17 protein-coding genes are annotated in these 18,652 nt (G+C 42.0%); 15 read left to right on the forward strand and 2 right to left on the reverse strand.

Translation table 11 applies throughout. The annotated features are described in order from the left end of the window. Positions 1-61: 61 nt before the first annotated feature. The 5 genes from DESOR_RS05740 to DESOR_RS05760 all read left to right on the forward strand — a co-directional run bounded on the left by DESOR_RS05740 (position 62) and on the right by DESOR_RS05760 (position 3,993). A complete protein-coding gene (locus tag DESOR_RS05740) occupies positions 62-460 on the forward strand; it encodes a PaaI family thioesterase (protein ID WP_014183661.1) in 399 nt (132 codons plus the stop codon). 90 nt (positions 461-550) lie between these two features. Then, positions 551-1,525 carry a biotin--[acetyl-CoA-carboxylase] ligase gene (locus DESOR_RS05745; RefSeq protein WP_242832517.1) on the forward strand — a complete coding sequence of 325 codons (975 nt, stop codon included), beginning with the start codon at positions 551-553 and terminating at the stop codon, positions 1,523-1,525. Between the two features lie 262 nt (positions 1,526-1,787). After that, positions 1,788-2,324, forward strand: coding sequence for a biotin transporter BioY (locus DESOR_RS05750; RefSeq protein WP_014183663.1), 537 nt, complete (start codon positions 1,788-1,790; stop codon positions 2,322-2,324). Between the two features lie 15 nt (positions 2,325-2,339). Then, the gene (locus tag DESOR_RS05755; RefSeq protein WP_014183664.1) at positions 2,340-3,224 is read left to right on the forward strand and encodes an energy-coupling factor transporter ATPase; all 885 of its coding nucleotides are present in this window, start codon (positions 2,340-2,342) and stop codon (positions 3,222-3,224) included. Beyond that, on the forward strand, positions 3,217-3,993 hold the full coding sequence (locus tag DESOR_RS05760) for an energy-coupling factor transporter transmembrane component T family protein (protein WP_014183665.1): 777 nt from the start codon (positions 3,217-3,219) through the stop codon (positions 3,991-3,993). The genes DESOR_RS05755 and DESOR_RS05760 overlap by 8 nt, the downstream gene beginning before the upstream one ends. Before the next feature lie 48 nt (positions 3,994-4,041). On the opposite strand, the gene DESOR_RS05765 is transcribed toward DESOR_RS05760, so the two are convergent. Both DESOR_RS05765 and DESOR_RS05770 read right to left on the reverse strand, forming a co-directional pair. Continuing rightward, on the reverse strand, positions 4,042-6,141 hold the full coding sequence (locus DESOR_RS05765) for a sigma-54-dependent Fis family transcriptional regulator (protein ID WP_014183666.1): 2,100 nt from the start codon (positions 6,139-6,141) through the stop codon (positions 4,042-4,044). 147 nt (positions 6,142-6,288) lie between these two features. Next, the gene (locus DESOR_RS05770; RefSeq protein WP_014183667.1) at positions 6,289-7,092 is read right to left on the reverse strand and encodes a biotin--[acetyl-CoA-carboxylase] ligase; all 804 of its coding nucleotides are present in this window, start codon (positions 7,090-7,092) and stop codon (positions 6,289-6,291) included. Between the two features lie 566 nt (positions 7,093-7,658). Between DESOR_RS05770 and DESOR_RS05775 the strand changes: the two genes are divergently transcribed. From DESOR_RS05775 to DESOR_RS05820, 10 genes are all read left to right on the forward strand, one after another. Next, positions 7,659-8,816 carry an acyl-CoA dehydrogenase family protein gene (locus tag DESOR_RS05775; RefSeq protein ID WP_014183668.1) on the forward strand — a complete coding sequence of 386 codons (1,158 nt, stop codon included), beginning with the start codon at positions 7,659-7,661 and terminating at the stop codon, positions 8,814-8,816. Positions 8,817-8,953: 137 nt separating this feature from the next. Next, positions 8,954-9,799, forward strand: coding sequence for a 3-hydroxybutyryl-CoA dehydrogenase (locus DESOR_RS05780; protein WP_014183669.1), 846 nt, complete (start codon positions 8,954-8,956; stop codon positions 9,797-9,799). A 231-nt stretch (positions 9,800-10,030) separates the two neighbouring features. Then, positions 10,031-11,209 carry an acetyl-CoA C-acetyltransferase gene (locus tag DESOR_RS05785; protein ID WP_014183670.1) on the forward strand — a complete coding sequence of 393 codons (1,179 nt, stop codon included), beginning with the start codon at positions 10,031-10,033 and terminating at the stop codon, positions 11,207-11,209. Between the two features lie 570 nt (positions 11,210-11,779). Then, complete coding sequence (locus tag DESOR_RS05790; RefSeq protein WP_014183671.1) at positions 11,780-13,081, forward strand: SLC13 family permease; 1,302 nt, start codon at positions 11,780-11,782, stop codon at positions 13,079-13,081. A 164-nt stretch (positions 13,082-13,245) separates the two neighbouring features. Continuing rightward, a complete protein-coding gene (locus DESOR_RS05795; RefSeq protein ID WP_014183672.1) occupies positions 13,246-14,211 on the forward strand; it encodes a CoA transferase subunit A in 966 nt (321 codons plus the stop codon). A gap of 6 nt (positions 14,212-14,217) precedes the next feature. Beyond that, entirely contained in the window at positions 14,218-14,982 is a 765-nt protein-coding gene (locus DESOR_RS05800) for a CoA-transferase subunit beta (RefSeq protein WP_014183673.1), read from the forward strand. A 49-nt stretch (positions 14,983-15,031) separates the two neighbouring features. Next, positions 15,032-15,181 carry an oxaloacetate decarboxylase subunit gamma gene (locus DESOR_RS05805; RefSeq protein WP_014183674.1) on the forward strand — a complete coding sequence of 50 codons (150 nt, stop codon included), beginning with the start codon at positions 15,032-15,034 and terminating at the stop codon, positions 15,179-15,181. A gap of 27 nt (positions 15,182-15,208) precedes the next feature. Then, positions 15,209-16,321, forward strand: coding sequence for a sodium ion-translocating decarboxylase subunit beta (locus tag DESOR_RS05810; RefSeq protein WP_014183675.1), 1,113 nt, complete (start codon positions 15,209-15,211; stop codon positions 16,319-16,321). Between the two features lie 159 nt (positions 16,322-16,480). Beyond that, complete coding sequence (locus tag DESOR_RS05815) at positions 16,481-16,693, forward strand: acyl-CoA carboxylase biotin carboxyl carrier protein subunit (RefSeq protein WP_014183676.1); 213 nt, start codon at positions 16,481-16,483, stop codon at positions 16,691-16,693. Between the two features lie 80 nt (positions 16,694-16,773). Then, positions 16,774-18,561 carry an acyl-CoA carboxylase subunit beta gene (locus DESOR_RS05820; RefSeq protein ID WP_014183677.1) on the forward strand — a complete coding sequence of 596 codons (1,788 nt, stop codon included), beginning with the start codon at positions 16,774-16,776 and terminating at the stop codon, positions 18,559-18,561. Positions 18,562-18,652 lie beyond the last annotated feature (91 nt).

The following is an 18,652-nucleotide window of genomic DNA, read 5'->3' on the forward strand; positions in this document are numbered from 1 at the left end:
AATGATATACTAGGTCATTATGATATGTTTTAAAATAATTATAATTAGGAGATGATATATAATGGTTCGAGTTGCAGATCTAGAATCGGGTAAATTCTGGAAACATATAGGGATGTCAACAATTGTTGGCGTTGATGGAATAACTCGAATTCAATTAACTGTCAATGAGGATTTGTTACAGTTTTATGGAAATCTGCATGGAGGGGTTATCGCTTCTATGATTGATTCAGCTATTGCTGTCGTGGTTAACCAACAATTAGACTCGGGAGAAGGCGCTTCGACCATAGAACTTAAAGTAAATTATTTGAGTTCAATTAGTGAAGGAACTCTCTGGGCCGAGGGAAAGGTGATCAAAAAAGGAAGAAATGTTGTGGTTGCCCAAGGCGAACTAAAGAATGATGCAGGTAAACTATTGGCCATAGGTACCGCTACCTTTATGGTTAGGCAAATGGCTCGTTAAGTATTTAGGGGTGACTACGTGAAAAGCGTGACAAGGGGACGATTAAGAACCTGCCCCTTGTCACATTATTAGGGGGTGAATCGATTGAGTATGCGCGATGCAGTATTACAGGCGCTAAAAGAAAAGAATGGGGAATGGCTTTCGGGAGAAATGTTAAGTGAAAGCTTAAGAGTTTCTCGTACGACCATCTGGAATCACATCAAGGCTCTTCTGGCAGAGGGATACGAAGTGGAATCATCTCCGAAAAAGGGTTATCGCCTTAGTTCTCCTCCAGATATCCTGTCACCTGACGAAGTGTGTCCTGGACTGGCATGTGAAGTATTTGGCCGGAAGGAATATATCTATTACCAAGAAATTGATTCGACAAATAGCCAAGCACGAACCTTAGCATCCAAAGGATATCCCGAGGGAACTCTAGTAGTTGCAGATATGCAGACAACTGGACGGGGTCGCCGCGGGCGGAGTTGGTACTCGCCGCGAAACCAGGGAATCTATATGTCTCTAATTCTGCGACCAGTCTTGCCTATGAAGGAAATTTCTCGAATTTCTCTCTTAGTGGCAGTGGCTGTAGCGGAAACCCTGGAAGAGGAACTTGACTTACCAGCCCGCATTAAGTGGCCTAACGATATATTAGTTAACAACAAGAAAATAGCAGGTATTCTATCTGAAGTAGTTTCCGATATGGACGGCATCGAATACATTGTCGTTGGAATTGGTTTAAATATAAACAACCAGCTTCAGGACTTTCCTAGCGACCTTCGAACTCCCGCTACATCGGTGAGGGTTGAAGATCAGCGTCTAGTTTCTCGAGTCAAGGTACTCCAAGGTTTACTTGTAAGGTTGGAGAGACGCTATTTCGACTTGCTGGCAGGCAGCTTTGAAGGCACTCTTGAAAAAGGAAAAAGCTTGTCACTGGCCATCGGACAAGAACTAAAATTAGATACTATAAACGGTGTTATTATTGGGCAGGCAGTAGATATCGATGATTATGGATTCCTTTTGCTTCGCGATCAATCAGGTATAATCCACACAATAATGTCTGGTGAGATAACGATCTTGTCCTAATGTCCATCTTTCTTAAGATATAACCCATCAAGTATATGTTAAGGTAAAGTTGCTTTTATAGTTGACAATAAAATGCGATAACAATATAATGATGGCAGGATACCGTTACTCATAATCTAAAACTGGTAGAGTGACAGGGGACTTGCGACAGGGAAAGTTTTCTGTCGCAAGTCCCCTGTCATTTCAAACACAAAGGAATACCAGACGAGCACTAGAATCTATATCTGTTGGAACTAAAAAAGATAGAGGGAGATCTAAGAAGATGGATAAAAGTAATAATTCTTTGCGGCGAATGGTTTATGCTGCGATGTTTGGAGCCTTGACAGCAATAGGCTCACTAATAGTTATTCCCTTGCAACCGCTGCCCATTACTCTGCAGACTCTTTTCACGGGCTTGGCTGGGGTTCTTTTAGGTGGAACTACAGGCGCATTGAGCCAGGTTGTCTACGTACTTTTGGGTATAATCGGCTTACCTGTCTTTGCCGGCGGTAAAGCAGGTCTTGGAACACTAATGGGCCCTTCTGGTGGCTACCTTATTGGTTTCATTGTAGGTTCTTTCGTTATCGGTAAACTTATGGAAACAAAGAATGAACCGGGCTTAGTCTGGACCGGATTTTCTCTAGTCGTAGGAAACTTAGTGATTTATACTTTGGGTGTAGTACAGCTTTCGTTTGTAGCGCACTTATCCATAGCAAAAGCCTTAATGGCAGGTGTAGTTCCTTTTATCATTGGAGATATGCTTAAGCTAATAACGACGGTTCTGATTTCTCTTAAATTACGCCATGCAATAAAACGATAGGGAGAGACCATAATCATGAAAAATATGCTCAGGGTTCGTAACCTGACTTATGCCTATGAAAAAGGTCGCTCCCCAGTCCTCAGAAACCTTGACCTACTTATAGGTGAGGGTGAGTATATTGCTGTTATCGGTCCCAATGGTTGTGGCAAGACCACACTCATTCGGCATTTTAATGCATTACTTCTTCCTACAGCCGGTGAAGTTCAGGTCGATGAGTTCAGTACCAGTGACTCGAAGCGTCTTCTGGAAATTCGTCGCCTAGTCGGTATGGCTTTTCAAAATGCGGATAATCAGATTGTCGGAATGAGCGTGGAGGAAGACGTGGCCTTTGGTCCGGGCAACCTTGGGTTACCAACCGCAGAAGTTCGTCGGCGTGTGGACCAGGCTCTTGCTATGGTAGGTTTGACCGAACTACGGACCCGCCAACCCTATACACTTTCCGGAGGTCAGAAACAACTGCTGGCTTTGGCTGGTCTGCTGGCTATGGAACCTAAATTGATCGTGCTTGATGAGCCTACCGCCTCTCTGGATCCGGAAAGTAAAAAGAAGGTACTTACTTTACTGAAAACCTTAAACTCCCAAGGACTGGGTATCATACATGTGACCCACAGTATGGAGGAGGCAGCTTTAGCTGAGAGGGTGCTAGTGATGGATAAGGGTAAATTAGTTGCTGATGGAAAACCAGATGACATATTGAGCCGAGTGGAGTGGCTTAAGTCACTGGGCCTAGCACCTCCTACTATCACCGAGTTGATGTGGAAGCTGCAGCAGGGGGGAGCGGATGTGAGTACTAGTGTCTTTACGATTGACACTGCGGTTAAGGAAATAATCACCTTGTTGGAACGCTTTAAAAATTCAAGCCAAGTTATTATGACACAGAAGGCGGATGGAAATGTATAAGCTTGGGCAATACGTTTATCAAGAATCACCTGTCCATAGCAGAGATCCTCGAGTAAAACTAATAGCGGTAATAGCTCTTAGCATAATGATTTTCAAAGTAAACATGGTGGGTCTCCTAGTTGTTAGTGTTGCGGCCCTAGTAGTCTCGTTACTTGCCCGTCTACCCCTGAGCGCAGTTTTAAGAACGGTGCACCCAGTATTGCCTTTCTTTTCCTTTCTATTTTTGATGTATATCTTCTTTACTCCTGGGCGTTCGATACCACCATTTCCTATCGGACCGATGCAGATTAGTTACGAGGGGTTAAACCTCGGGATTATACAAGTCTGGAAGTTTCTGCTACTCGTGGTGGCAGCATCAATATTGACTATGACTACCACCCAGTCTGAAATTACTATGGGGTTGGAACGACTTCTGAGGCCCATAAGGATTACGGGGATATCGTCTCATGATATTGCTATGTTGATAGCTTTAGCCTTAAGGTTTATGCCGACGCTGATGGATGAAATGAACAGCGTCAGTCAAGCTCAATTGGCACGAGGTGCTAATTTTAACCCGCGTCGCTTAAGGGGGAAAATAAGGGTTATTAGCTATCTGGCAGTGCCTTTGGCGGTGAAGGTCTTTAGTCGTTGTGATGAGCTGGTGGATGCCATGCAAGCCCGAGGTTATCAACAGGGCCAACGTACCTACCTGCGAGAGCTCGTCTTATCACCCAGCGATTATGGTTTAATTGCGGCGATCCTTGTAGTATTAATAGTAGTAATAGTATAAATAATACGCCAAAAACGTCCCATTATTGGGACGTTTTTGGCGTTGACTTTAACAAAGATTATATTTGCCCAGTTTTTCATAAAATGCTGATCGGCTCATTTTAAGGAGACGGGCGGCGGCACTTTTGTTGCCTTTAGCTTTTTTTAGAGCTACTAAAAGCATTTCTTTATCAACATCACTTAACACCGCTCGATAGGAAGAAGGTTCATAGGCTTTTTGATTAAATTGAAAGATCTGAGCCGAGAGGTGTTCGAGGCCAATTTCGCCCTCCCAAACAAAATTGGCGGCTCGTTCGATGCAGTTTTCGAGTTCCCTTATGTTACCCGGCCAGGAGTAAACTAATAAGGCTTCCTGGGCGGCTTGGTTTATCCCGACAACATTGGATCCTAATATTTTGTTATATTTGTTCATAAAAACCTCGGCCAAAGGTATTATGTCTTCAGAACGTTCTCGGAGTGAAGGTAGATTAAATTGGATTACATTTAGACGATAGTAAAGATCTAATCGAAACGTTCCCTCTTTTATCGCCTCACGCAAATCCTTATTTGTGGCTGCTATAATACGAACGTTCACCTTTTCGGGGGTGACTCCCCCTACTTGCATAAATTCTTTATCCTGCAATACCTGTAATATCTTGGCCTGGATCGATAAAGGCATGTCTCCGATTTCGTCCAGGAAAATCGTTCCTTGATTGGCCTGAGTGAAATAACCAATTTTACCTTTACGTGAGGCTCCGGTGAATGAACCTGCAGTATAGCCAAAGAGTTCAGATTCTAATAGGGGTTCAGGGATGGCAGCACAATTAACTTTTACAAAGGGATGTTTTGCTCGGGGACTGGCGGCATGGATCGCATGGGCAAACATATCCTTACCTACGCCACTTTCGCCAGTTAGAAGGACAGTTGAGCTGCTGCGCGCAATGCGCTGGGCGTCATTTTTCATCTTCATAAAGGCTGGATTTTTGGAGACCAAATCATCAAAGCTATTACCATGCTTTTCAACTTCATCACGGTAATACTGTAGTTGTTGTCTTAAAGAGAGCCATTTCCGGGCGATTTCTTCTGTGAGTTTATTATCACCAAGATAGACTGTACTGACTACACCAACAGTCTCAGTATCATTATAGATGACCTTGTTAATTGGAACATGTGATACGATACAATTTCTGCCTTTAATTGTGCATACTTCAACCTCAGCAATCCCGGTTTTTCCTACCTCAACGGGAACTTCTGATAATAGTTTTTTGATCGGCATTCCAGTCATTGCTTCTGCTGTATCAGCAACAAGCTGGCAGCCACTTTCATTAACATATTTTATGGAACCTACAACGTTCGAGACAAAAACACCATCAGAGGAAGCGTTAAGGACTCCATCAAGATTGGTTTGCAAGTCCTTAACTATTTCCAGTTCGCGAGCCATTTCCTCCAGGTCGGATATATCTACAAAGGCAATTTTCGTACCGATTTTCACATTATCGGCTTCAATTGGTACTTGGCTCACGATGACCGGCAGGGATTGTATCGTCTGCTTAATTCCTCGATTAGGCTTATTAAATAATTTAAGGTCTGGAAGAACATATTCCAAGTTCAAACCTTTGATTTCGGAGGCGTTTAGCCCAAACATTTTCTCAGCAACAGGGTTGATTCGTAAAATTCCTCCATTGTTATCGATAACTATAATACCTTCATAGTTTGCCTTGAATATAGACTCAAGCAAAACGTGAGATGTCATAATCACTTTCTGACTTCCACGAAGATATTCTGCTGTTCCAATCATACCGACGGGCTTATTTTCATGATCAACGACAACCACATAATCAACCATGCTATTACTGGTTCGTACTACCATCGATATATCATCATAGCATAGATCGCATGATACAGTGATCGGCCTATTAACTATATATGGCGTACACGGATCATCTAAGCTAGAACCATCTAGAAGTGCCTTATATAGCCTTTTTTTAGGAAAAACTCCAATTAACTTATCGTTAGAATCAACGACTGGAAGAGTATCCAGCCTGGAATCCTGGTAATGCTGGATTACAGTCCGTAGAGAATCATCTGGATGAATAACTATAAAATTCTTATTCATCATCTGTTTGACGGTAAGCCATGAAGTGTAATTTAAGTTTTCAGGAACCACCATTATACTATTCTCCTCCCAGAGTTGCTTAGAAAAATACTTAGACATGCTGGTACTGATTTTTGGATTATTATACTATAGAATCTAACATTATAAAATACATATTCTGTAAGTACTGTCAAGAGCTATAGTCCCTAATAAGGGCAGATACTATAAGCTTTTTCTTAAACTCACATCCTCAGCCAGATATTCCTCCAATGATCCGTCAGATAAGCGAACTACAAGTCCACCATTTTCACTCAAGTCTTCCGCCACTCCATGAGATGAATCCTTTCCTTTGGTAACAGTAACGTTTTTTCCTAGGGTTACGTTGTTCCCAATCCACTTGCTGCGGAGATAAGGATGCCCCGCTTTTACAAAGCCTTGGAAATGCTCGTCCCAACTTATAATAAACTGTTTAAGCAGTTTAATACGGGAAACGTTATGACCCAGTTCTAAGGATAGAGAAGTGCTGGTTTCCTTACAATCAGGGGGAAGATGTTTGGCAGCCAGATTTACATTTATGCCTAAGCCTATGATTACGTACTCGACTTTATCTTTGGAAAAACTACTCTCTGCGAGTATGCCGCAGACCTTTTTATCGTTAATCAAAATATCGTTAGGCCATTTTATTCCGGATGCACAGCCAGTTACTATTTTTATTGTTTCGGCAACGACGACTGCGGTTAAAAGAGTAAGTTGAGGAATAAATTGCACGTTGATTTGAGGTCTTAATAGCATGGAAAGCAGTAGTCCCTTACCAGGTGGGCAGAACCACTGGCGTTGCATCCTGCCTCGACCGGCGGATTGGGATCGGCTCATAACGATAGCGCCTTCAGCAGCGCCGGATTTAGCCATTTGTCTTGCAATACTGTTAGTTGAAGAGAGCACCCGATAAAAATGAATTCCCTTGCCAAGTAATTTAAATTGCTTATGAGGCAAGCAAGTCTCATCGTAGATACTGGCATTTTCCATTTGCAACAAAATCCTCCCTTTTAGGACAGCCTTATAAAAATAAAAATACCACCTTCTTATGCTTACCGTCAATTATCAAGCTAGATGGCGTGAAGAGAAAATAATGGACTAAGAGCAGGAGGGTGGTTTTTAGTTATAAGGTAAATATATATAGTTTGATTTTACTATTACTTTTAGGCAAATGTGTTCATAAAACCGGAAAATTGTACATATAACCATACAGTTTAATTCATAGATTTTGAATAAATCAATACATAATATTTTATAAATATTTAAGTATTGCAGATCAGTAGGGCTATATTCGTTTCTAATGAAGTAAATCAATGGTTGGCACGGTTATTGCAATATAAAACGACACATAGGTTGTATTTATGCCCAATCATAGACCAGTGGCGCAGGTATCGTTTATATAATATTTAAACAGCGAGACTTACGATTAACCGCAGATTATCAAATTGATGGAGGTGAAAGGGAAACTGTATTATTGGATACTTATATTTCCTGCGTTACGTAGAAAGAAAATAACAAAGCGAAATATTAATTATAACTGAGGAGTGGTAAAGTAAATGGATTTTGCATTGACCGAAGATCAACAAATGATACAAGACATGGCTCGTAACTTCGCTCTAAAGGAAATTGCGCCTTTTATTGAACAGGATGAAGAAAATCACTTCTACCGTAGAGAAATACTGACTAAATTAGGCGATTTGGGCCTGTTGGGCTGGAGTATACCTGAGGAGTATGGTGGAAATGGAATGGGCTGGATGGAAGCCGTCCTAGCACTGTATGAAATATCTAAGGTTCATACTTCTTGGAGATTGAGCGTCAGCGGCAACTGTTGGGGGCCTGCTATGACGATCAATCAGTATGGAACTGAAGAGCAAAAGCAAAAGTATATCCCCGGACTGGTAGCGGGTACTTCTGTAGGTAGCTTTGCTATCACTGAAGCCAATACCGGTTCTGACGTGGCAAGTATGAAGACCTTTGCTGAAGATAAAGGGGATCACTGGTTAATCAATGGTTCTAAAATGTGGATATCCGGAGGGCATACTTGTGATATCGGTCTCCTTTATGCCGTGACTGATAAAGGTGCAGGTGCTAAAGGGATCTCCTGTTTTATCATTGACTACAATAATACCTCTGGTGTCACCAGAATTCCCATTCACTCCAAAGTAGGTATGTGGCCAGCACCAACTTCGGAATTGGTGTTTGAAAACGCAGTGGTTCCAAAGGAAAACCTCTTAGGACCGCTTAATAAAGGCTTCCAAATTTGCATGTGGATGTTAAATAATACTCGGATGGGCTGCGCTACTGGTTCTGCTGCTCTTTCAGCGGCCTGTCTGGAAGGTTCAGTTCAATATGCTAATGAGCGAACTCAGTTTGGAAAACCCATTGGCAAGTATCAAATGATCCAAGCACAACTAGCTGAAATGAAGCTGGAAGATGAAGCAGCCAAATATCTCGTTTATCACGCTGCATGGCTAAAAGATAATAATCTTCCTAGCCAGCAGGCAACTTCGATGGCAAAACTTTACGGTTGTATGGCAGCAGTTCATGGTGCCAACATGGCCATGAAAATATATGGTTCCTATGGTTATTCAACAGAATATCCTTGCGGAAGATGGCTCCGGGATGCCAAGCAGTTTGAAACTCTCGAAGGAACTTCCAACATTCATATGCAGATTATTTCGGGCATCGAACTTGGTTACCAACCTAACCGATAATCAGCAAAAAGCTAGTCCCCAGTTTGGCAATATAAATTTAAGCCCTTGCAAAGCAAGGGCTTGAGCTATTGAAACAAAAGTAAAAATTTTATTGTTTGAATATTGAAAAATATAAATGTTGAATGGAGAAGTTAGCTATGAAAACAATTATGGTTATTGGGGCTGGACAAATGGGAGGGGGAATTGCCCAAGTTGCTGCGCAGGCAAATTATTCTGTTATTTTAAATGATATTAAAGATGAATTTGTCCAAAGAGGTCTAGGTATCATTGAAAAAAACCTCAGCCGAAATGTTGAAAAAGGAAAACTTACGGCTGAAGATAAAGAGAATATTCTTGGGCGTATTACGAAATCGACCTCTCTTCAGGACGCAGCCGCTGCTGACCTAGTTATTGAAGCCGCTGTAGAAAATATGGCCATAAAATCCCAAGTGTTCTCTCAGCTAGACGTTATTTGCCCGGATCACACGATCCTTTCGACTAACACATCCTCATTACCTATTACTGAAATCGCTGCATTCACCAAACGTCCGGATCGAGTCATTGGAATGCACTTTATGAATCCTGTACCAGTTATGAAGCTTGTGGAAGTCATTCGCGGTTTGGCTACCAGCGATGAAGTCTACAAAACCATCGAAACCTTAAGCACGTCTATGGGGAAAACGCCTGTAGAAGTCAATGATGCTCCTGGGTTTGTCGCTAACCGGGTCCTCGTCCCTATGCTCAATGAAGCCATCTGTACACTAAATGAGGGCATAGCTTCGGTAGAATCCATTGATAATGTGATGAAGTTAGGCATGAATCACCCTATGGGACCCTTAGCTTTAGCGGATCTGATTGGACTGGATACGGTCTTATCCATTATGGAAGTTCTGCATGAAGGTTTAGGGGATAAATATCGTCCATGCCCATTACTCCGTAAATACGTCAAAGCAGGCTGGCTAGGCCGTAAAGCAGGTCGTGGTTTTTATAACTATCCAGCCTGATTGAAGATGTTAAAAGCATGAAATATAGTAATCTTATCTTAGAAAAGGACGGTGCTATCGCCGTCCTAATCATTAATTGCCCAAAAGCCTTAAATTACGTTTAGCACACGCGATCAGAAAGAAGATGCACAGCTTTTGTGGAGCGACGCAAACCCGTTTTTGAAGGCCGCTAAAGTACAAGCATTTCGAGTTCATTCAAAGTATCAAATAACTAAGAAGGAGTTGACCAAAGTGAGAGAAGTAGTAATCGTAAGTGCTGTTCGAACACCAGTAGGTTCTTTTTTAGGTGCATTAGGGCAAACAGCTGCTGTCGATTTAGGGGCAATTGTTATTAAGGAAGCCATAAAAAGAGCAGGTATTACACCCGATCAAGTTGATGAGGTTATTATGGGCAACGTGTTACAAGCTGGGCTGGGTCAAAACCCCGCTCGCCATGCGTCCCTAAAAGCAGGAATACCTCAGGAAGTTCCTTCCTGGACCCTTAACAAAGTATGCGGTTCTGGAATTAAGTCTGTAGTTTGTGCGGCTCAAGCTATAATATCAGAGGACGCTGATATAGTTGTAGCAGGCGGTATGGAGAGCATGTCTCTAGCGCCTTATGCACTTCTAAAAGCTCGTACAGGGTATCGGATGGGGAATAGCAGCATTGTTGATATCATGATTAATGATGGCTTAACAGATGCTATGAACAATGTTCATATGGGAATTACGGCAGAAAACATTGCTGAACAGTTTGGTTTTTCCCGAGAAGAACAAGATCGATATGCGGTATCCAGCCAAAATCGCGCGGAGGCTGCTATTAAAGCTGGAAAGTTTGAAGAGGAAATTGTACCTGTGTCTATTCCGCAGCGTAAAGGAGATCCCATTGTTGTCTCTCAGGATGAGTTTCCACGTTTTGGTGCAACCTATGAAGCTCTTGCTAAACTAAAAGGCGCGTTTAAAAAAGATGGAACCGTTACTGCAGGAAATGCCTCAGGGATTAATGATGGAGCCGCTGCTGTCGTCGTTATGGCCAAAGAGAAATCTTTAGAATTAGGCTTAACGCCTCTAGCTACTATCTCATCATGGAGTTCGGCAGGTGTAGATCCCCTGATTATGGGAACTGGCCCTATTCCAGCAAGCCGGAAGGCCTTAGAAAAGGCAGGACTTAAAATCGAAGATATCGATCTCGTAGAGGCTAACGAAGCATTTGCATCTCAAACTCTAAGTGTTGCTAATGGGTTGGGACTTGATATCGACAAAACGAATGTAAACGGTGGAGCCATTTCCATTGGACACCCTGTTGGCGCTTCAGGAACTCGAATTCTCGTGACCTTATTGCATGAAATGAAACGAAAAAATGCCCATACTGGATTAGCCACCTTATGTATTGGCGGAGGTCAAGGGATCGCCTTAATTGTAGAACGTTAGGATATCAATAAGGGTATAATCCAACAATAGAAGTTTAGAGGAAGGGAAACTCTGCTTGCAGAGACCCTTTCTTTTTATATGCCAATCTTGAATTGTATATACAGTGTCCAATGTTGCAGGGAAGGTGTCCAGAAAACACAACAGTTTTATAAAAATTGTCCGTTAAAATTCCATAAAAGGTAAATACAGTAATTTATTTTTGATAGAAAATAAAAATTAGTCCAATTATTCACTTAGTTGTGATAAATTAATATTAAGGTTTGAAAAAGTATTAATTTTAGTCCATAAATTTACTTCTTTACAAGATATCACCAAAAGATATAGCTTTCGAAACTAAAAACTTTTAAATAACTGAAAGGTATGCTTTAATTAGCAATTTTAATATCAAGTTGCATGGAACTATATTAAGAGGTTAACGTCATGATCTTGATGCGGGTTAAAGTGGCACACATATTGCATTATTACAGAATATTCCCAAGAAGTTAAAAATTCAGTATTAGGAGGTGAAGATAATAAGAATAAGATCAGGTTAGGTAAAAAATTAAATAATAGTAAAGAGGAGGAGTATTGATGAGTCCGGCTGTTTTAGCATTGGTTATTTTAGGCATAGTTGTTTTCTTTTATGTTACAGAATGGATTCCTATTGCAGTGACTACCATGTTAGGTTGTATTGCGTTGGTTTGGTTACAGATAGCTAAATTTAGTGTAGCCTTTTCGGGGTTTGCAGCAGATACACTCTGGTTGGTTATCGGTATGGTTATGGTCGGTGCGGCCTTGTTTGAAACTGGACTAGCTGCTGCAATGGGTCGTAGTATCATCAAATTCATTGGCGCATCAGAGAAGAAAATCATCTTAATTGTATATCCTATAGCAATGCTTATGTCCGCTTTTCTAAATAACACCTCAACCACAGCGACGTTTACTCCAATTATCAAGGCAATTTCCGCTAAATCGCAGGGAAAGGTTAGTGCTAAAAAATTACTTATGCCGCTAGCTTTCGTTGCTACTACTGGAGGTATGTTAACCCTGGTAGGTTCTACTCCGCCGGTCATCGTACACGGATTAATGATCAGCTTAAAAATTCCTACATTTGGTTTTTTTGAATGGGGTTATGTAGGCTTACCTGTCTGTATTGCACTTATTCTTTACACCTTGACGATTGGTCAAGTATTGGCTAAAAGAATGTGGAAAGACGAAATCGAGGCTGAAGCCCATAACGAGGTTGAAGTAGTCCTTGAACATGTAGAACACCCTAAAGATAAGATGTGGAAGGCCGGTTTGATTTTGGCATTTTGTATTATTGGATTTATAGTACAGCCTCAATTTGAAACTAACAAAGCATTTACCTTCACTCTAGGAACTGTTGCTATCACAGGTGCTATGTTAACTGTTGTACTCCGTACAATGACGATCAAGAGATTGTATGAATTAACGGATTGGAATACCTTTTTTGTTTTGGCTGGTGCCATTGGTTTTGCAGCAGGCCTAGACAAGAGTGGCGCAGGTAAATTAATTGCTGATACAGCTATCAAATATGTTGGGAATTCAAGTCCATTCATTATCTTTGCTACTTTCTGTTTGGTAGGGGTTATCCTAACCCAGATGATGTCAAACACTGCTACTACTGCCATGATGGCACCAATTGGTGTATTCGTTGCTAATGGAATGGGATTCAGCCCATTGCCATTATTGATGGGTCTAGCCACGGCTTGTGCTGCAGCCTATATGACTCCGGTTGGCACTCCGCCTAACACGATTGTACTAGGACCTGGCAATTACAAATTTATGGATTACGTAAAAATGGGCGGAACGTTCCAGCTGATTAGTTTTATTATCATCATTACGATTGTACCTTTGATCTGGCCTTTATAAAAAAGTAATAAGGTTCATATACAGGTATTCAGGTAAACAAACTTGATTAGTAGGTTTGTTTGCCTGACCTTATAGGATGTTACGTACTATAAGGTAATGCATTACTAGCCGGAATAAAAGACTTATTTTTTTAGCACTAGTATGCTTTGATTGGAGTGAGTACTGTGAGTTCTGTAAGCAAAGTGATGACAATGCATGAGGCGATAAGCAAGTTTGTTCACGATGGAGATCACATTGCGTTGGGCGGATTCGTAACTAACAAAAAACCGTATGCAGCGGTACATGAGATTATCCGACAAGGTATTAAAGATCTGTATCTCGAGGGCGGGCCTGGTGGTGGAGACACTGACATGCTCATCGGGGCAGGGTGTGTCAAGGTGCTTTTTAACTCCTATATGGCCAATTCTGGCTTTACTCAGGTCAGCCGTCGTTTCCGCAAGTATGTAGAGCAAGGTAAGATCCTTTGGGAAGACTACTCCTTGGATGTACAACCACTGATGTACCATGCGGCAGCTTTGGGGTTACCCTATGTCGCTGTTAAAAATATGCTCGGAACTAGCTTGATCGACAAATGGGGTATTCCGGAAGAAGTTTATAAAAGTGATCCCAAACTCCCGCCCTTCAAATTGAAAGTAGAACATAACCCTTTTAATCCTGAAGAGAAGGTATGCTTATTACCGACACCTAAAATCGATGTTGGAATAATTCACGTTCAACAAGCCGCTTCAGATGGTACTTGTAGAATTGATGGTCCTATCTTCATAGACCCTGATGTAGCTATGGCTGCTACGCATTGTATTGTCACTTGCGAACAAATCGTACATCATAATGAATTGCGTGATGAACCTTGGAGAAATCAGCTGCCTAATATAATACCCGATGCAGTGGTTGAGGTACCCCACGGTGCTCATCCCAGTCAGTGCACGAACTATTATGATTATGATGCCATGTATTTGCGGATGTATGATAAAGTTAGCGCTGACGATGATCTTTTTGAAGAATTTCTTAATGAATGGATTCGTGGTACAAAAGACCACGCTGAATATTTAGATAAACTTGGTGCCAGTCGTTTAATGCAACTAAAGGTTAAGAATGGATTCAACTACGTACCTGGATTGAAGAGGAGATGACAAGTTGTGGCAGAGTATACTAGTAGTCAAATGATGGCGGTAGCTATGGCGCGCCAGGTAAAGGATGGTTCTACCATTATTGTTGGGACAGGATTACCTTTGGTGGCTGCCAGTCTGGCCAAGAACAGTACTGCACCTAATGTACGTCTGTGTTTTGAAACAGGAATGATCGATGGAGGTCCTATCGAGGTACCTACTAGTGTCAGTGATATGAGAATATCTTACACTGCCTCCGCTTTATGGCCACAAATTTTATATTTTGGTTTTCAAGCCAATGCCTACAAGAAAGGGTCGATAGATATAGGATTCCTGGGTGGTGCTCAGATAGATGCATATGGTAACCTGAATTCTACCTGCATTGGTGATTATCTGCATCCTAAGACTAGGTTTACCGGTAGTGGTGGAGCCAACGGAATTGCTACAAATTGCAATACGGTCATAATGATGAAACACCAAAAACGCCGTTTTTGTAAAAAAGTAGATTATTTAACTAGTCCTGGTTGGATCGATGGACCAGATGGTCGTAAGAAGACCGGTCTGCCCGAAGTTGGACCGCAAGCTGTAGTTACGGAGCTTGGAATTATGCGTTTTGATGATAAAACTAAGCGGATGTATTTGGCTGAATACTACCCAGGAATTACCCCACAGTACATTCAAGACAATACGGGTTTTGAAATGGATTTGAGCAGAGCTGTGGAAGCAGAACCTCCAAGTCAGGAGATCTTGGATATTCTTATAAAGAAAGTCGATCCTCAGCGTTTAATGGTTTAATCGTCGCATGGCGGATTAAGGGAGGCTATGAGCCGGAAGGTGGTAGAGTATGTCATTACCGTTAGTTACGTTTATTTCGGGACTATCTGGGGTGTTTATAGTTATGATCTTTTTGCAGATAATGGTTAATTTGAGCTCCAAACTGGCCATTGCCTTAGAAAAGAAAAATGAGCCTGTCCAACAAAAATTAAATACTTAACATGTATAAAGAAGGTGAGTGACACAAATGGAGCTATTACAAACCATGTGGACATCTATGGCCTTCGATAGTCTCTACTGGGGCAATCTTGTTATGTGGGCTATAGCGTTCATATTTGTCTATCTGGCCATTAAGAAGGGTTTTGAACCTTTGCTTCTATTACCCATAGCCTTTGGTATTCTTTTAGTTAATCTTCCATCCGATATTATGATGGAAAATCAAGGGTTACTCTGGCGCTTTTACCACTATGGTGAAGAGTGGGCCATCATCCCTCCTCTTATCTTCCTCGGTATTGGAGCAATGACGGATTTTGGCCCAGTTATTGCTAATCCTAAGACGCTGATACTTGGGGCAGGGGCTCAAGGTGGGGTTTATGTAACCTTCTTTGGAGCTTTAGCCTTAGGCTTTAATATAGATCAAGCGGCTGTTATCGGAATTATCGGCGGTGCGGACGGACCTACCACCATTTTTCTAGCGTCTAAACTAGCCCCGGAAATGATGGGGATCTGCGCAGTAGCTGCTTACTCCTATATGGCGCTGGTACCTGTTATCCAACCCCCGGTCATGAAATTACTTACGACAGAAGCTCAAAGAAAGATCCGTATGAAATCATTACGTAAGGTATCCAAACTGGAAAAAATGTTCTTCCCGATTATTACAGTCATCGTCATTACTCTGGTTGTACCCGATGCTGCTGCTCTGATGGGCATGTTTTGCTTTGGTAATCTGATGAGGGAATCTGGAGTGGTCGATCGTTTGAGCCTTACAGCCCAAAATGAATTAATGAATATCGTCACCATCTTCTTAGGAATATCAGTGGGTGCTACTATGCCGGCAGAGGTATTTTTAACGCCTAAGGTTATCGGCGTATTCTTATTGGGTTCAGTAGCGTTTGCCTGTGCTACCGCTTGTGGTATTGGGTTGGCCCAACTTATGAACCTGTTCCTCAAAGAAAAAATCAATCCATTAATTGGAGCCGCGGGTGTTTCAGCGGTTCCTATGGCAGCCCGAGTTGCTCATAAAGTAGGTTCGGAAGCAGATAAGAAGAACTATCTTTTAATGCATGCAATGGGCCCAAACGTAGCTGGTGTTATTGGTACAGCCGTAGCAGCAGGTATGTTCATTAGTGTATTAAAGTAATCAAGGTTTTCCCCATCGACATCCGAATGTTCAAGAACGTTTAAAAAGCCAGTTAAAGCAATCGAAGCAGTTATAGGCATATATAAAACAAACCTCAATCTAAGCTCAAGGGAACCTTTAAATTTAAATATAAAAAAGTAATTTAAGGAGGAGATTAAAATGGCAAACATTGAAAGCCCAATGGCAGCTAAAGTATTTCAGATTCTTATTAAGGTAGGAGAAGCTATTGCAGAAGATGATGAAGTAATCGTACTTGAAGCTTTGAAAATGGAAAACCCAGTGTACGCTCCCGAAGGCGGCGTAGTAAAAGAGATCAAAGTTAAAGAAGGCCAGCAAGTTGAGGAAGGCGATGTACTCATTGTTTTAGAATAGACCTTAAGATAAAGAGGGCAAGCTTGGAAGGTTGAGTGAGAATCAACTTCCAAGATGTTTTCTAATAAGGAGTGGTTTTGGTGAGTGAATTTGGCTATTCCATGCCCAAATATTTCCGAAAAATGGATGACCTGGGTAAAGCCTTAAAAAAGGTTAATACAAAAAATGTCGATGAACTGTTAGCCGTCGAGGCTGAAATCGATGCTGAAGTCAATCGAATTAAAACAGGTGGAAAGGCAACCGAAAAGGTTAATGCCGGTGGAGAATGGACGGCATGGCAGCGTATTGAATACTTAGTCGAACCCGGTACTTGGTGTCCGCTGCATACTATCTATGATCCAACCGCCAACGAAGAGGGTACGACGGCAGTTATCGACGGAATTGGTAAAGTCAACGGTAAATGGGTCGTGGTTATCGCCTCAGACAATAAATATTTGGCGGGTGCTTGGATTCCAGGGCAGGCTGACAACATTACAAGAGTCACTGACATAGCCAAGAGGATGAATCTGCCGTTAGTATGGATCTTAAACTGCAGCGGTGTTAAACTCAGTCATCAAGAAGAAGTATACGCGAATCGTATCGGTGGAGGAACGCCCTTCTATCGACATACAGAGCTGGAGCAAATGGGACTGCCCGTCATCGTCGGTATCTACGGAACAAATCCAGCCGGTGGCGGATATCATAGCATCAGTCCTACCATTTTGATCGCTCATCAAAAGGCAAACATGGCCATTGGCGGCGCTGGTATTGTTGGTGGTATGAGCCCTAAAGGTTATGTCGATGAAGAAGCAGCACAGGCCTTAATCGACGCAACCCGTGGATTCAAATCAACGCCTCCCGGAAGAGTGGAAATTCACCACGGAGTTACGGGTTTCTTCCGTGAGGTCGCCGAAAGTGAAGAAGCGGTTCTCGACCAAATCAAAAAATATGTGGGGGCTCTGCCTGCCTATAATCCAGAATTCTTCAGAGTTGCTAATCCAGCCGAACCTAAATTTTCTGGAGACGATCTCCGGAGTATCGTTCCAGCCAACCAGAAGAGAGGGTACGATATCTACGAAGTCTTAGCGCGCCTTTTTGACAACAGCGAGCACATGGAATATAAGCCAGACTTTGGTTTGGAAATGTATACAGGTATCGCTAAAATCGATGGATTACTCTGTGGATTTGTAGCGAACAAACAAGGCGTCTTAAAGAACTATCCGGAATATACCAAAGAGTATATCGGTATCGGTGGTAAACTCTATCGTCAAGGCCTCATTAAGATGAGCGAGTTTGTAACGTTATGTAATCGTGATAAACTGCCCATCGTTTGGATTCAAGATACGACAGGGATTGACGTCGGGGATATAGCAGAATCCGCTGAACTATTAGGTTTAGGGCAGTCGCTGATTTATTCGATCCAGAACACGGATGTTCCTCAGATGGAAATCACCCTCAGAAAAGGAACTGCTGCTGCTCACTATGTCTTAGGCGGACCACAAGGTATAAAAACCAATGCTTTTAGTATTGGGACAGCAGCCACTGAGATCAACGTAATGCATGGAGAAACAGCTGCGGCAGCTATGTATTCACGTAGGTTAGTTAAAGATCAAGACAGTGGTAAACCACTCGATGGTACGATAGCCAAGATGAATGAACTGATACAGGCTTACAGTGACAAATCGAAACCGGCCTTCTGTGCCAAGAAAGGTTTCGTCGATGAAATTGTTAAGATGCCGGAATTACGTAACTATATTAAAGCCTTTGTCGGTGGAGTCTATCAAAATCCAAAAGCGATTTGCCCAATCCATCAAATGATTACTCCAAGAGCCATTAAAGATCATAGGGATGTCTATGTGAATAAGTGTACTGTAAGAGAGAGTGAATAGTATCTTGTTAAAACAAAATGAAATAAAGCGAGCTGTTAAAAACAGCCCGCTTTATTTCCACGGTGATGCCTGAAGTCTGGGGGATATTTAT

The organism is Desulfosporosinus orientis DSM 765 (genome assembly GCF_000235605.1).
GTDB lineage: Bacteria > Bacillota > Desulfitobacteriia > Desulfitobacteriales > Desulfitobacteriaceae > Desulfosporosinus > Desulfosporosinus orientis.

Bases quoted from the DNA above. Each gene is read 5' to 3' on its own strand.
- DESOR_RS05740 (WP_014183661.1), top strand. From the start codon at position 62: ATGGTTCGAGTTGCAGATCTAGAATCGGGTAAATTCTGGAAACATATA.
- DESOR_RS05745 (WP_242832517.1), top strand. From the start codon at position 551: ATGCGCGATGCAGTATTACAGGCGCTAAAAGAAAAGAATGGGGAATGG.
- DESOR_RS05750 (WP_014183663.1), top strand. From the start codon at position 1,788: ATGGATAAAAGTAATAATTCTTTGCGGCGAATGGTTTATGCTGCGATG.
- DESOR_RS05755 (WP_014183664.1), top strand. From the start codon at position 2,340: ATGAAAAATATGCTCAGGGTTCGTAACCTGACTTATGCCTATGAAAAA.
- DESOR_RS05760 (WP_014183665.1), top strand. From the start codon at position 3,217: ATGTATAAGCTTGGGCAATACGTTTATCAAGAATCACCTGTCCATAGC.
- DESOR_RS05765 (WP_014183666.1), bottom strand. From the start codon at position 6,141: ATGGTGGTTCCTGAAAACTTAAATTACACTTCATGGCTTACCGTCAAA.
- DESOR_RS05770 (WP_014183667.1), bottom strand. From the start codon at position 7,092: ATGGAAAATGCCAGTATCTACGATGAGACTTGCTTGCCTCATAAGCAA.
- DESOR_RS05775 (WP_014183668.1), top strand. From the start codon at position 7,659: ATGGATTTTGCATTGACCGAAGATCAACAAATGATACAAGACATGGCT.
- DESOR_RS05780 (WP_014183669.1), top strand. From the start codon at position 8,954: ATGAAAACAATTATGGTTATTGGGGCTGGACAAATGGGAGGGGGAATT.
- DESOR_RS05790 (WP_014183671.1), top strand. From the start codon at position 11,780: ATGAGTCCGGCTGTTTTAGCATTGGTTATTTTAGGCATAGTTGTTTTC.
- DESOR_RS05805 (WP_014183674.1), top strand. From the start codon at position 15,032: ATGTCATTACCGTTAGTTACGTTTATTTCGGGACTATCTGGGGTGTTT.
- DESOR_RS05810 (WP_014183675.1), top strand. From the start codon at position 15,209: ATGGAGCTATTACAAACCATGTGGACATCTATGGCCTTCGATAGTCTC.
- DESOR_RS05815 (WP_014183676.1), top strand. From the start codon at position 16,481: ATGGCAAACATTGAAAGCCCAATGGCAGCTAAAGTATTTCAGATTCTT.